Source organism: Bacillus infantis (genome assembly GCF_050107595.1).
Lineage (GTDB): Bacteria > Bacillota > Bacilli > Bacillales > Cytobacillaceae > Bacillus_AB > Bacillus_AB infantis_C.
Genome location: NZ_JBNILH010000008.1, coordinates 44653 through 57450, shown reverse-complemented (window position 1 = coordinate 57450; position 12798 = coordinate 44653). Strand labels below are relative to the sequence as shown.

The following is a 12798-nucleotide window of genomic DNA, read 5'->3' as shown; positions in this document are numbered from 1 at the left end:
CTGCCTCTGTTTAAGAAATGAAGAATCCGATTATAAATACTACCAGGAATCCGACAATGGCAATCAAGCTTTCCATGACAGTCCAGGACTTCAGCGTGTCCTTTACATCAAGGCCGAAGTAGCGGTTGACAAGCCAGAAGCCTGAGTCGTTGACATGCGAGAAAATGGTGGCGCCCGCCGCTATAGAGATTACAATCAATCCTAGGACTGGCCCTTCAAGCCCCATGATTTCAATAAGCGGGGCAATAAGCCCTGCCGCTGTTACCATCGCTACCGTTGCCGAACCCTGGGCCACACGCACAAATGTAGCAATCAGGAATGCGAGCAGGATTGGCGGCAGTGATGAAGAAGCCATCATATCGCCGAGAACCTGTCCAACGCCTGAATCAATCAGAACCTGTTTGAAAACGCCGCCCGCACCGGTTACAAGAATAATGATCCCGGCTGGCTCAAGAGACTTTGTCGCAATATCCTGCACTTCCTGGCGGGAATAGCCGCGCTTTGTGCCAAGAAAATAGAATGCCAGCAGTGTAGCCAGTGTCAGAGCAACAAATGGATGTCCCATGAATGTGAATACGGCACGCAAGCCGTTTCCTTCATCAAGTACAACACCGGACACTGTATTGATTAAGATCAGTACGAGCGGGATGAAGATGATGCTTGCAATCATTCCAAAGCTTGGAAGTTTTCTATCATATTCTTTTTCTTCAATATTCATATATTCCGGAATGGTGACATGAATCCTTTTGGCAATGAATTTACCGAACAGCGGACCAGCGATGATCATGGAAGGTATACCTGCTAAAATACCAAACAGGATGACCCAGCCCAGGTCGGCGCCAATCAGGTCAGCTACCGCGATAGGCCCCGGTGTGGGCGGAATGAAGCTGTGTGTGACAGCCAATCCTGCCAGCAGCGGTATCCCGTAGTACAGAAGGGATTTACCTGTTTTCTTGGCAAGCCCGTAGATAATCGGCACAAGGATAATGAAGCCGACATCGAAGAATACTGGTATGGCTACGATAAAGCCCGTGATGCCGAGGGCCCACTGCGCTTTATCTTCGCCGAATTTCTTGATCATCGTCTGCGCCAGGCGCTCAGCACCGCCGGAAACCTCAAGCATCCGGCCAAACATAGCCCCGAGCCCGACTACGACAGCCACGAACCCGAGGGTTCCCCCCATGCCATTCTGGACAGATTCGATGACGCCTCCAAGCGGCATTCCTGCTGCAATACCTACAAGCAGGCTGACCAGGAGCAATGCGACGAAAGCATGGAGCTTGGTTTTCATTACAAGAAACAGCAGCAGGAATATTCCCGCCATTGCTACTAAAATAAGCATTGAACCAGACATTTTTGTTCCTCCCCCTATTAAACGCTTACATTTTATTTCTACTAATTTGACAGAATACGAAATAATTTTCTTCTTTAACTATCAATAAAAGAAAAAAATTTCTTCCGACTTATGATTTTATTATATAAAATATTTTTCTAATTGCAATCGTTTTCAAAGAATTTTTTTTCTTTTATAATGGTACTATAGAAAAATTTGATAGGGAGTGCATCAATGGAAACTCTTTATTGCTTTGCCCGCATTAAAACCCATTATTCCAAATTCAGTGATAAAGAAAAAAGAATTGCTGACTATATTTTGGACAACCCCGAAAAAATTGTCCACAGCTCCATCAATCAGCTGGCAGATGATTTAGGGATTGCAGACTCAACGGTTTTCCGCTTCTGCAAAAGGATTGGCTTTAAAGGCTATCAGGCGCTGAAAATAGCTCTCGCCTCCGAAATTGTCGCACCGATAAAGGATATCCATGAGACGATCCAGGAGGAGGATGACATTCTTACGGTTTCGGAAAAAGTGTTCCGCTCAAACATCAATACATTGGAGGATACCCTGAAGCTCATAAGAGGAGGAGCTTTTGAAATGGCTGTGGAAGCAATCCTGCAGGCGGAAAAGGTTGAGTTTTTCGGAAGCGGGGGCTCAGGAATCATTGCGCAGGATGCCTACCACAAGTTCATCCGGACCGGACTTACCGTTCATGCCAACAGTGATTCCCATTTGCAGCTCATGTCAGCTTCCCAGCTTTCCGATAAAGATACGGCCGTGTTCATTTCTCATTCAGGGGCAACGAAGGATATGATCGGAGTGCTGAAGGTGGCCAAGGAAAACGGCGCCAGGACGATCAGCATCACCAACTTTGCCAAAACACCGCTGACACAGCAGGCCGACATCGCCCTTTACACGGTTTCAGAAGAAACAGACTACCGCTCAGAGGCCCTGTCGTCCCGCATTGCCCAGCTGAGCATCATTGATGCCTTATACGTAAACGTCATGATCGCCCGCAAAGATGAAGGAAAGCAGGCTCTTCAGAAAATGAGAAATGCCATTTCTTCAAAACGGATTTAACACAATATAGTGAAAACGCTTAATTCCTGCGGATTTCAGTTGCACTCTGAACGGCAAAAAAAATACATCATTCCCAGCAAAATAAAAAGACTGCAGACATTCAATTTTCATCGAATTTATCTGCAGTCTTCGGGATCCTGCCTAGGCAGGATCCTTTTTTATTATTCGCCGCTTTTTACGACAGCATGGCCGCCAAACTCATTCCTGAGTGCTGCCACTACCTTGCCGTGGAAAGTATCGTCCTCAAGCGAACGGTAGCGCATGAACTGGGACATCGCAATAACCGGTGCAGACGCCTGGAAGTCAAGTGCGGCTTCAACTGTCCATTTGCCTTCGCCTGAAGAATTCATAACACCTCTGATGCCTTCAAGCTTAGGATCTTTGCTGAACGCATTTTCCAAAAGCTCAGACAGCCATGAACGGATAACAGAACCATTATTCCACACACGCGATACTTCTTTGTAATCATAGTCGAAATTGCTTTTTTCAAGAATCTCAAAGCCTTCTGCAAAAGCCTGCATCATTCCGTATTCAATGCCGTTGTGGACCATTTTCAGGAAGTGGCCGCTGCCGCGCTTTCCAGAGTAAAGATAGCCGTTTGGAACAGAAATATCAGCAAACAGCTGCTCAACCTTGCTGAAAGCTTCTTTGTCGCCGCCAATCATCGTGCAGACACCATGGCGTGCACCTTCCTGGCCTCCGCTTGTTCCGCAGTCGATATAGTGGATGCCCTTCTCTGCAAGCTCATCCCCGCGGCGCAAAGTTTCCTTGTAGTTGGAATTTCCGCCGTCAATGATGATGTCTCCTTCTGTCAGCACAGCTGCTGCACTGCTCAGAACCTTTTCTGTGATGTCGCCGGCAGGCACCATCATCCAGATAACCTTTGGAGAAGGAAGCTTCTCTGCCAGCTCTTGAATCGAAGCTGCCGTCGCAATCCCCTCTGCCGAGATTTTTTCCATTGCTTCTGTATTTACATCATTAGCCACCACTTCATGGCCTTTGTCTTTCATATTAAGGGCGAGATTATATCCCATTTTGCCCAGTCCGATTATACCTAACTTCACGTTTCTTCCTCCTATGTACAGCATACGCCTTTGATTAAAATCCTTTTCAACTATAACATTTTATCTCCAAAAATCAATCACTACAACCTCTGCCCAATTACCTTATTCATGCCCTATTTCTGCTGGATTTATTTTAAGGCCTTTTCAAATCTGCTGGATGCACAGCCCGTTCCAGCTGAGATGCCATTTTTTCTTTTTTATCCTCTGGCGGTATATTTCCCTTCTCTCTTCCCGCTCCAGAAAATAACTGGTCGGCCTAACCACTCCGCTGACGGCATCTTCCACTCCCCAGGGAGCACCTAATTTAAGCTTCCCCTGATCCAGGGTAACAGCAAGCGCGGTTGCTGTCTCAGGAAATTTGGAAACGGCATCAAGAGAAGAAGCGTAAGGAGGCATCCCGTTCCGGACAGCCATCCTTGCCTGATTTTTCACGGACCATGGAACACCTGGGAGCAGCCTCCCCAACAGCTGTTCAGCCTCCTTTTCAGCATCTTCACCAGTATCTTCTTGATCGAAAAATATGACATCAATATCCGGGAGAGGCGTCCTCTCCCGGATTTCATGCAAAACATCCCATATCTTAGAGCGGACAAACCCGGCACAAATCCACCAGTCCGGCAGCCCGGCATCTTCAGCCGCTTTCAGGATGTCCATCATCCAGCGGTCCTCCTCAATGGCCTTTACTATATCTTCTTCACTGTTCAATTCCAAGAGATTCACTCCCCTTCAAACGGTTTTCCTTTCAATCAGGGCTGCTTCTGCCTCCATCTGTTTTACCTGTCCGCTTGAAAGCCTTTCAAGAAACAGCCTGAAAGCCGTTTTGCCCATTTCATATACAGGCAGATCCATCGTTGTGATCTGCAATGCCCTGGAAATCGGATGATTATCAAAGCTTAAGACAGCCAGGTCCCCTGGTAGGCTGAGCCCCAGCTTGCTCCATTCGGCAACGATGCCTGCTGCCACTTGATCGCTGCTGACAAGCAGCGCATCCGGTGGCTCTGTCATCCCAAAAAGCTGCCTGGCCACCCTTTCGCCGTCCTCAATGCCAAGGCATCTGTCAAAAATCCAATCCTCGGTAACGGCAATATCCTGCTCTGCCAGTCCTTCAGCAAATGCCTGATAACGGAGCCGGCTGTTCGTGCCGGTCCTCCTGGCAATGCAATAGCCGATTCTTCTGTATCCTTTAGACAGCAGATGATCGAGCCCCTGGCGAAACGCTTTATAATGGTCGATATAGACAGCACTGACAGAAGGATGGTCCAGCTTTTCACAAATAACTGCAGGCATACTCAGGCAGTACTCCTCCATTTTGCTCCAGCTGCTTTTCCGGGAAAGGATGATCATCCCATCAACCATCCTCATTTTCACTTTCGCCAGTGCCTCTATCTCTTTATCTGGCTCATAGGCAGTCTGAAAAAGATGAAGCCCGTAATCATGCTTCAAAGCTTCCTCTCCGATTCCTTCCAGGATGGAAGAAAAATAAGGGTGATTCACATATGGCAGCATAACCCCTACCGCCTTTGTCTTCCCTTTTGACAAATGGACTGCATTGATATTCTGGATATAATCGAGCTTTTCAATGGCCTGCATGACGGCCATCCGCTTTTCTTCTGCGACATAAGGATGCTTATTCAGCACCCTGGAAACTGTTGAAACAGACACGTTTGCCAGTTTGGCAATTTCTCTGATATTCGCCATTCCCTGACCTCCTTGCTTAACAGCATTATAACATCTGCGGGATTTTCACTTGCCCTGGAACGCATTTCATACTTTATGCTCCTCTTAGGGGTTTGAGAAACTTAGGAAGGAGGATACCAATGCAAGGGATTTTATGCCTGCTGTTTCTATGCACTGCAATAGTGTCCGCTGCTGTCAATAGCTTAATCCTGAGAAAAGACAGCAGCAAGGTATGAAAAAAATCAGCATAACAGAAATGAACCATCCCCTGCAGGATCTGGCCGCAAGGGACGGTTCAGGTACTAAAAGCTTCCCGGCATAGAGGAAATTTTCCAGCCGGTCTTTGTTTTTTCAAATTCAATATGAAAAGTTTCGTATAAAAGTGTATCACCAATGTAAAAGAATTAGAAAATATTTCATTTAGCTTTTCAGAAAAAAATGCCAGCTTCCTCCTGAACGCCTTATGGTTAGATTGGCAGTTTTCCAGTACACTAGGGTTAGAAAATAATCAGGGGAGGTGCTGGTGATGCCTGACTGGTCGTATCATCCAATATTCAAACCGATTCTGGGAAGGCTGCCGGGGGGAGCGGGCCGGGAATTTATCCATAAAGGGATGAACAGAATAGCATCGATTCCCGGCGGCAGACACATCATTGAATTTCTTGGCCATATGTCCCCGGCTGCAGCTCTCCACAAGACATTCCTAGGATCCCGCTTGCAGTCGCCTGTCGGGTTAAGCGGGAAAATCGATCCCCTTCTCTCTGGCACTAAGGCTTTTTCAAGACTCGGCTTTGGATTCCTGGAGGTCGGCCCTGTTTCTATGGAAGTGAAGCTTTCGAACGGGACCGCTTTCAAGCATCAAGATGGATCGGTTTCCTACCCTGTCCCGCTGGAGTCAATCGGAGTGGATAGGACGATCGCCAAGCTTGAAAAATTGCAGGCTTCCCATCTGCCCCTGTTTATCAGAATAGATTCATATGCCGCCTGCGGGAATTTGGAAGCAGCGGAAATCACAGAGCTGGCTGCATACCTTAGTCCATATGCTTCAGCTGTGATTATTGAAGATGGATCCAGGTTTAAGCAGGAATACTACAGAAAGATTGCCGGTGTTCTTAAAGGCAAACCTGTCCTCCTGGGCACTTCCCCCACTGCCTTCCGGAAGCAGCAGAGCCTGATTGCCGCTTTGGCAGAGGAAGGGCTGATTCAGGGGATTGTATTGGATGAAGAGGCTTCTTTTTCAGGAGGCCGGCAGACGTTTCCCTTAAGCGCTCCAGAAGCCTTCAAGGAATGTTTATCGGCTATAAAGGAAGCATACCCGGCGGGCTTTCCCGCAATTGTTTCCGGGGGAGTCCTTGAGCCTGAGGATGCCATCTCATTATTTACAGCAGGTGCAGACTTGATTATGCTGTCGGGGGGATATGTTTCCTCAGGGCCCGGGCTTCCGAAGAGAATCAATGAAGCGGCCGCAGACCACGGGGCCGATGCAGAAAGGGCAGAATTTGAAGGCTGGGGGCTGTATTGGCTGTTTGGCCTTTTCATCCTGATCGGCGGGCTGATCGCCCTTTTTTTCAGCATGACATCAGTCATTCTTCCATATGATGAACATTTCCTTGGCCTCAGCCGGGAAGACCTTATGCTGATGAACCCGCTGATCATTAAATTTATGCTGCACGACCGGATGACACTCGCTGGAACCATGATTTCGGGCGGGATTCTCTATATGGAGCTTGCCCGCCATGGTGCCAGGCAAGGGCTCCATTGGGCACGGAAGGCCATCAATACAGGCGCGGTGACTGGTTTCCTCGGAATCCTGCTGTTTATCGGGTATGGCTATTTCGATTGGCTTCACGGACTTTTTTGGCTCATTCTGCTTCCGATCTTTATATTGGGGCTCCGGAACTCGAAGGGAGCCAGTCAAAGCCCTTATTCCATCAATAGAAAAAACACAGCCGCCTGGCGGAAAAGCCTCTGGGGGCAGCTGTGTTTTGTCATTCTTGGCTTTTCTTTTGTCATTGGCGGGATTTCCATTTCAGCCATTGGTGCAACCGGTGTTTTTGTCCAGACGGATATCGGCTATATCTGCATGACCCCTGAACAGATGAACAATTTCAATGAAAGGCTCATCCCGCTGATCGCCCATGACCGGGCCGGCTTTGGCAGTGCTTTGTTCAGTGTTGGCCTGCTGGTGCTGATGACCGCCTTATGGGGCTTCCGGCAAGGTGAGAAGTGGGTGTGGAGGATGCTCCTCATCGGCGGGATTCCTGCCTTTGCGGCAGGTATTCTCACCCATTTTTATATCGGCTATACCACCCTTTATCATCTTTCCCCTGCCTATTTTGCTTTTGGGCTTTATATAGCAGGGCTTGTGCTCACACGCAGATTTTTCTTGGATCAGGCTGCTGACTGAGGCAGCCTTTTAAAAAAACGAGACTTATGATCAGCTGTTTTGAAGCAGCCTGACAGTCAGCTTTCTGATCAGGTCCGGAAGAATTCCAAAGGTATATGGCTTGTAGACCCTTTCTGTCCATTTATGTCCGCCCTTCCCATAGACTCCGATATTAAGGGAAGGAATATCCAATGTTTTCATTTCCTTTAGCGGGACAGGAAAAAGCTCGTCCATCGCCGGGAAATTCTTTTTTAGCAAGCCAATTTCATTATCTGTCCCGCTGTATGACAGAAAGCTGGCATCGGACAGGTACGGGAAATACTTTCTCAGCTTAAATTCCTCACCCGTCAGCGCCGCTTCTTCTTTCAGCACTTCTTCAAGGCAGCTCAAGATGCTTCCTCCCTTAATGTGATTGGCAGGAAGGAATGGAGGTGCAAAGAACAGGATGGTTCTCGGCTTTTTCTCGGGATCAAGCCGGTGAAGTGCCTCGACAGCTGCGAATGCCAGCATCCGCTCATCAGTTTCATACTCTTCCGCTTCTTTGATGCTGTCCCTGACAGCTTTCACAGGATCGAGTCCAAGTCCATCAAGATAATGAATCATCTCCGAAAAGGTGATGACCTCCATTCCCCAGTCAAGGCCGCCCCCTGGCAGGCTATTGGTGCGCCGGTAAAGCTCATAGCTTTCCGACAGCCTCCTCTCTGCCTCTGCGCATGCTTCCATTGCAATCATCTTCAATTCCTTCATTAGCTCAACAGGCGATTTATTATAGATAAAATAATTGAAATACAGCTTGCAGCTTACGGCTGTCTGGACATCATAGCTTTTTTTGTCATCTTTCATATATAAGCAGCTCGGCGGCAGAATCAATTCATCTTCCACTTTTTCCACAAGATTGAAATTTTGGCTGATCCTTAGATTGAGCTCTGATGCTACAATCGTCGGATCAAGTCCCGCAAGGCTTTCGCCTGCATGCGCTTCCCTGCCTGCAATGTAAAAACACGGCAGCAGCTTGCCGGCAGTTCCTGCATAGATGTATTTTCTCGTGTCCCCGTCGAACAAAGGGGAAATGAAGTCATTATTGATGCTGGCCCGATACTGAATCCCATGCTCTGCTTTTAGCCGGAGCAATTCCTCTAATGCAGCCCGAATGCCGGTGTGCTGGCCTTCTTCATCCGCATTGAAAAGGACAAGCAGGTTTCCGTCAAGCTCGCCGGGATGCTCTGAAAAATAAAGGAGATTTGCCAGGTGGACAGCAATCCCGCTTTGCATATCAAGCGCTCCGCGGCCAAAAAGCCAATCACCAGATCTCGCATCATTCCAAAGCTCCCCATCAGCCTCATATTGCGCAAAGAAAGCCTGCAGCCCTTCCGGATCATGGGCAAATGGCTTCAATGTGCCATAGTCTTCAATACCTACCGTATCAAAATGGGCATGATAAAGAATGGTCTGCTTCCCCTTTCCTTTAATAAAGGCAAATACATTTTTCCTGGAAAAGGGGTCCCCTTCAATCTCCTGCTCCCAGCAAAAATCCGGGCGGGCTTTAAAATACGGAAAAGTGCTGATGATCCCCTTTATATACTCCGCCTTCTTTCTTTCGCCGTCAGTATTGGTATAGCTTTCCCGCCTGATCAGCTCTGCTGTCAGCTTTTCCGCCTGTTCAAAGACCGTCAGTCCCTGCAATTCTGCATACATGCAAAATTCCCCCATTCAGTAATTGAAATAAGTGTAAAGTCTGCAGGATGCAATAATCAACCCATTTTCATATTATTTAAAATTTTTTCCGGCACAGCTTTCAGCCGAAGTTTTTTGTGAAACCGAATGCATTCAGGCTTTTTACAGAATAATAATGATTAGCACTTGAATTTCATCATAAAAACGAATAATATATATTTTGTGCTTTTTAAATGTTCGTATTTCCGGAGGTTTTTTATGTTTAAACTTAAAGATTATCAAACCAATGTAAAAACAGAGGTTTTAGCAGGCATCACAACATTTTTGACGATGGTGTATATTGTAGTCGTCAATCCTGTCATCCTTTCAGATGCCGGCGTCCCTTTTGAGCAAGTATTCACAGCGACCATCATAGCTGCTGTTGCCGGGACATTGTGGATGGCCCTGTTTGCCAATTACCCGATAGCCATTGCTCCTGGAATGGGCTTGAATGCGTATTTCGCCTATTCAGTTGTGGGCACTCATGGAAATATTGATTATATGACGGCTTTTGCAGCCGTTTTCGTTGCCGGGATTATCTTTATCATCCTGTCATTGACACCTTTCCGCAAGAAGCTGATTGAAGCAATTCCTGAAAACCTGAAGCATGGCATCACGGCCGGGATCGGCCTGTTCATTGCCTTCATCGGCCTGCGCCTGACAGGCATCATTACGAGCCATCCGACCAATCTGGTTGCACTTGGAGACCTTCATCAGCCATCTGCCGTGCTAGCGCTTATCGGCCTGGCCGTCACACTTGTCCTTATGGTATTGAATGTTAACGGCGCAATGTTTTTTGGAATGATCGCCACCGGACTCATTGCCTTTTTCACCGGCCAGCTCAGCTTTGAGCAAGGATTTGTTTCACTGCCTTCACTTCCTGATGGCCTGATCATTGCCAACCCGCTGTCAGCATTTGCTGAGGTTTTCCAGCACAGTCTGTATGCAGTCGTCTTCTCTTTCCTGCTTGTTACGATTTTTGACACAACAGGAACAATGATCGGCGTGGCCCAGCAGGCCGGGCTCATGAAAGGCAATACTATGCCCCGGGCCAGGGAGGCGCTTCTTTCTGACAGCATCGCTACCACAATCGGTGCGATGTTCGGGACAAGCCCTACCTCAGCATATATCGAATCTTCTTCAGGAGTAGCCGCAGGCGGCCGGACCGGGCTGACCTCCCTGACCGTAGCAGGTCTGTTTATCCTTGCAGCCTTTTTCGGCCCGCTCGTAAGCGCGGTATCCGGACTTTCGGCTATCACTGCACCAGCACTGATCATTGTCGGCAGCCTGATGATGGGGAGCATTTCGCATATTAAATGGAACGAGCTTGACGAAGCATTCCCTGCATTCCTGATCATCCTTAGCATGCCGCTGACATCAAGCATCGCAACAGGCATCGCTCTTGGCTTCATCTCCTACCCGCTGATGAAGATCGTTAAAGGAAAATGGCGCGACGTTCATCCGCTTGTTTACCTTTTTGCCGTATTGTTCTTTTATCAGCTGGCGTTTTTGCCGCATTAATAGAAATGCGGAGGCGACTGTTTAGGTGCGACAAGCATAAGACGAGCAGGACGGAAGGTTGTTCTTTAACCTTCTGGCCTGCTTGGCTTATGACTCGAGCACCTAGGAGCCGCAGCTGGACAAATTGAAATGCGGAAAAGCCTTGCTCAGCCCCGACAAGCATAAGACGCGCCAGAATAAAAGGCGTTCTTTGCCTTTAATTCTGGCGTGGCTTATGACTCGAGGGGCTAGGCTTTGGAGCTGGACAATCGAAATGCAGAGGGCGCTTGCCCTGTTTAAAGAAAATAACAAACAAAAAGAGCAGCTGCATATGCAGCTGCTCTTTCTTTTATATCAGTACTTCAACCTTGGCATCCTTTTTCAGATCTTCAACCTGTTTGACCAGTACTTCCTGTTTCTTTTGGTCGTTAAGCTGTTCCTGGATTTTTGTTTTTATTTCTTCGTATTCCGGAACTGATTGCCCTTCAGGTGTTGATGCCTTCACTTGATCATAATATGCTTTTACTTCTTCTTCTGTAGCGGCATCTGCTTTAATTTCTTTATCGATATACTTATTTGATACGATAGAATCGCTGATTTGCCCCTTCAGCTCTTCTTCAGTCAATCCCGCATCCTTTAGGGCAGCGGCAAATTTCTTGTCATCGCCTTCGTATTGTTTCTTTATTTCATCCAGCTGGCCCTGCACCTCTTCTTCTGAGGCCTTGTAGCCTTTTTCAGCGGCTTCCTGCATGATTAAGCTTTGTCCGACCAGGCTGTCTATTGTCTGCTGCTTAATTTGTTCTGAGGCTTCCTTGGTAGTTGGATCCTGTCCGCTCATCTGGTAGCTCATTTGAGCATTCTGGAGCATACCGTTAAAATCCTTGCCCAGAATTTTATCATCATTGACAACAGCAACGGTTTCTTTTTCATCGACTTTTTGCTTGTCCAGTTTTTCCTGCATTTCCTTCATGCTGGCCTCCTGGCTCTTTTCCTCCTGCTTGCTTGCATTTTTATCTTCTGATTGAGCATTGTCCTCGTTCCCGCCGCAAGCAGTTAAAACGGCAGCGGTCAAGACTGCCAGCATCGTCCATTTAATCTTCTTCATGATCCGTCCCCTTTCGCCCTCCTGATAAGGGCTATTTCTATAATTTTCTTATATAGTGGGCATTATAGCTGATATTTTCGCGAAAAGATACCAATCACCCATTACCAACTTTTGGAACATGGGCAGCAGCGCCCGACAAATATAGGAGTACCGGCTGTATCTTCCTGTTATTTTCCTCCCTCTTCTACTGAAAATTACTGCCTTGTCAGCAGCTGCAGGAGCAGGACTGAACAGAAGCCTTCCAGTCTCAGCTTTCAAATTATAACCCTTAAGGCAGACGTTCTAAATGTACAATTCGCACATACTTTTCTTTATAGGACAGGACAAGATAAGGTGATGTGAGAGATGGTACATAAAATGACTGCTATCATAATGGGAAGCTTTCTAATGGGGATTGGCATCAATGGCTTCATCATTCCTCATCATCTGCTGGATGGCGGTTTTATCGGGCTTGGCCTGATTCTGCACTATTATTATGATTTCCCCCCGGGCCTGTCTTTGGTATGCCTCAGCATCCCTGTTTATACAGCGGCCTGGTTTTATCACCGCAAGTATTTCTTTTACAGTTTGTCCGGTCTGCCGGCTTCCTCTATTTTTATTGACCTCTTTGAACCTATCAAAGGAACCATGCCGCTGGGAATACTGCCAAGCGCTGTTATTGGAGGAATACTGGTCGGCTGCGGAATCGGACTCATGCTCCGGTATGACACAAGCACATGCGGCTCTGATCTGCTTGCACAGCTTCTCTCAAAAGCATTTTCTGTCAATGTGGGTCTGATCATCTTTATGATGGATGCGCTGATTATTTCATCAGGAATCAAAGCAGTCGGATGGACGCATTTTTTCTATTCGTTCCTGACCATCATCAGTGTGGCAATCCTGACGATCATGATGAATCAGGGCCGGCATTCAGCAGCAGGGGCATAGCCCCGGCAAA

The 12798-nt window shown here is 47.4% G+C and carries 10 protein-coding genes; 4 read left to right on the top strand and 6 right to left on the bottom strand.

What is annotated here, in order from left to right; genetic code table 11:
- Positions 1-10: 10 nt before the first annotated feature.
- Positions 11-1354 (bottom strand): GntP family permease, encoded by a 1344-nt coding sequence (locus ACQCVH_RS17040; RefSeq protein WP_426836817.1) that lies wholly within the window; start codon positions 1352-1354, stop codon positions 11-13.
- Between the two features lie 213 nt (positions 1355-1567).
- Between ACQCVH_RS17040 and ACQCVH_RS17035 the strand changes: the two genes are divergently transcribed.
- Positions 1568-2416 carry a MurR/RpiR family transcriptional regulator gene (locus ACQCVH_RS17035; protein WP_426836816.1) on the top strand — a complete coding sequence of 283 codons (849 nt, stop codon included), beginning with the start codon at positions 1568-1570 and terminating at the stop codon, positions 2414-2416.
- A gap of 161 nt (positions 2417-2577) precedes the next feature.
- Here ACQCVH_RS17035 and gnd read toward each other — a convergent pair whose 3' ends face one another.
- The 3 genes from gnd to ACQCVH_RS17020 all read right to left on the bottom strand — a co-directional run bounded on the left by gnd (position 2578) and on the right by ACQCVH_RS17020 (position 5178).
- On the bottom strand, positions 2578-3534 hold the full coding sequence (gnd, locus tag ACQCVH_RS17030) for a phosphogluconate dehydrogenase (NAD(+)-dependent, decarboxylating) (protein WP_426836965.1): 957 nt from the start codon (positions 3532-3534) through the stop codon (positions 2578-2580).
- Positions 3535-3624: 90 nt separating this feature from the next.
- Complete coding sequence (locus ACQCVH_RS17025; protein WP_426836815.1) at positions 3625-4191, bottom strand: nucleotidyltransferase family protein; 567 nt, start codon at positions 4189-4191, stop codon at positions 3625-3627.
- 15 nt (positions 4192-4206) lie between these two features.
- Positions 4207-5178: a LacI family DNA-binding transcriptional regulator gene (locus ACQCVH_RS17020; RefSeq protein ID WP_426836814.1), complete on the bottom strand. Its 972-nt coding sequence runs from the start codon at positions 5176-5178 to the stop codon at positions 4207-4209.
- Positions 5179-5683: 505 nt separating this feature from the next.
- Between ACQCVH_RS17020 and ACQCVH_RS17015 the strand changes: the two genes are divergently transcribed.
- Positions 5684-7564: a beta/alpha barrel domain-containing protein gene (locus tag ACQCVH_RS17015; protein ID WP_426836813.1), complete on the top strand. Its 1881-nt coding sequence runs from the start codon at positions 5684-5686 to the stop codon at positions 7562-7564.
- 30 nt (positions 7565-7594) lie between these two features.
- On the opposite strand, the gene ACQCVH_RS17010 is transcribed toward ACQCVH_RS17015, so the two are convergent.
- The gene (locus tag ACQCVH_RS17010; RefSeq protein ID WP_426836812.1) at positions 7595-9238 is read right to left on the bottom strand and encodes a M20/M25/M40 family metallo-hydrolase; all 1644 of its coding nucleotides are present in this window, start codon (positions 9236-9238) and stop codon (positions 7595-7597) included.
- 237 nt (positions 9239-9475) lie between these two features.
- Between ACQCVH_RS17010 and ACQCVH_RS17005 the strand changes: the two genes are divergently transcribed.
- Positions 9476-10777, top strand: a complete 1302-nt coding sequence (locus ACQCVH_RS17005; protein WP_426836810.1) for an NCS2 family permease — start codon at positions 9476-9478, stop codon at positions 10775-10777.
- Between the two features lie 328 nt (positions 10778-11105).
- Here ACQCVH_RS17005 and ACQCVH_RS17000 read toward each other — a convergent pair whose 3' ends face one another.
- Positions 11106-11861, bottom strand: coding sequence for a SurA N-terminal domain-containing protein (locus ACQCVH_RS17000; protein WP_009795034.1), 756 nt, complete (start codon positions 11859-11861; stop codon positions 11106-11108).
- A 345-nt stretch (positions 11862-12206) separates the two neighbouring features.
- Here ACQCVH_RS17000 and ACQCVH_RS16995 point away from each other — a divergent pair, with 345 nt between their 5' ends.
- Positions 12207-12788, top strand: a complete 582-nt coding sequence (locus ACQCVH_RS16995) for a YitT family protein (RefSeq protein ID WP_426836809.1) — start codon at positions 12207-12209, stop codon at positions 12786-12788.
- Positions 12789-12798: the final 10 nt, after the last annotated feature.

Coding starts and splice junctions, on each gene's coding strand:
- ACQCVH_RS17040 (WP_426836817.1), bottom strand. CDS start 1,354: ATGTCTGGTTCAATGCTTATTTTAGTAGCAATGGCGGGAATATTCCTG.
- ACQCVH_RS17035 (WP_426836816.1), top strand. CDS start 1,568: ATGGAAACTCTTTATTGCTTTGCCCGCATTAAAACCCATTATTCCAAA.
- ACQCVH_RS17020 (WP_426836814.1), bottom strand. CDS start 5,178: ATGGCGAATATCAGAGAAATTGCCAAACTGGCAAACGTGTCTGTTTCA.
- ACQCVH_RS17015 (WP_426836813.1), top strand. CDS start 5,684: ATGCCTGACTGGTCGTATCATCCAATATTCAAACCGATTCTGGGAAGG.
- ACQCVH_RS17010 (WP_426836812.1), bottom strand. CDS start 9,238: ATGTATGCAGAATTGCAGGGACTGACGGTCTTTGAACAGGCGGAAAAG.
- ACQCVH_RS17005 (WP_426836810.1), top strand. CDS start 9,476: ATGTTTAAACTTAAAGATTATCAAACCAATGTAAAAACAGAGGTTTTA.
- ACQCVH_RS17000 (WP_009795034.1), bottom strand. CDS start 11,861: ATGAAGAAGATTAAATGGACGATGCTGGCAGTCTTGACCGCTGCCGTT.
- ACQCVH_RS16995 (WP_426836809.1), top strand. CDS start 12,207: ATGGTACATAAAATGACTGCTATCATAATGGGAAGCTTTCTAATGGGG.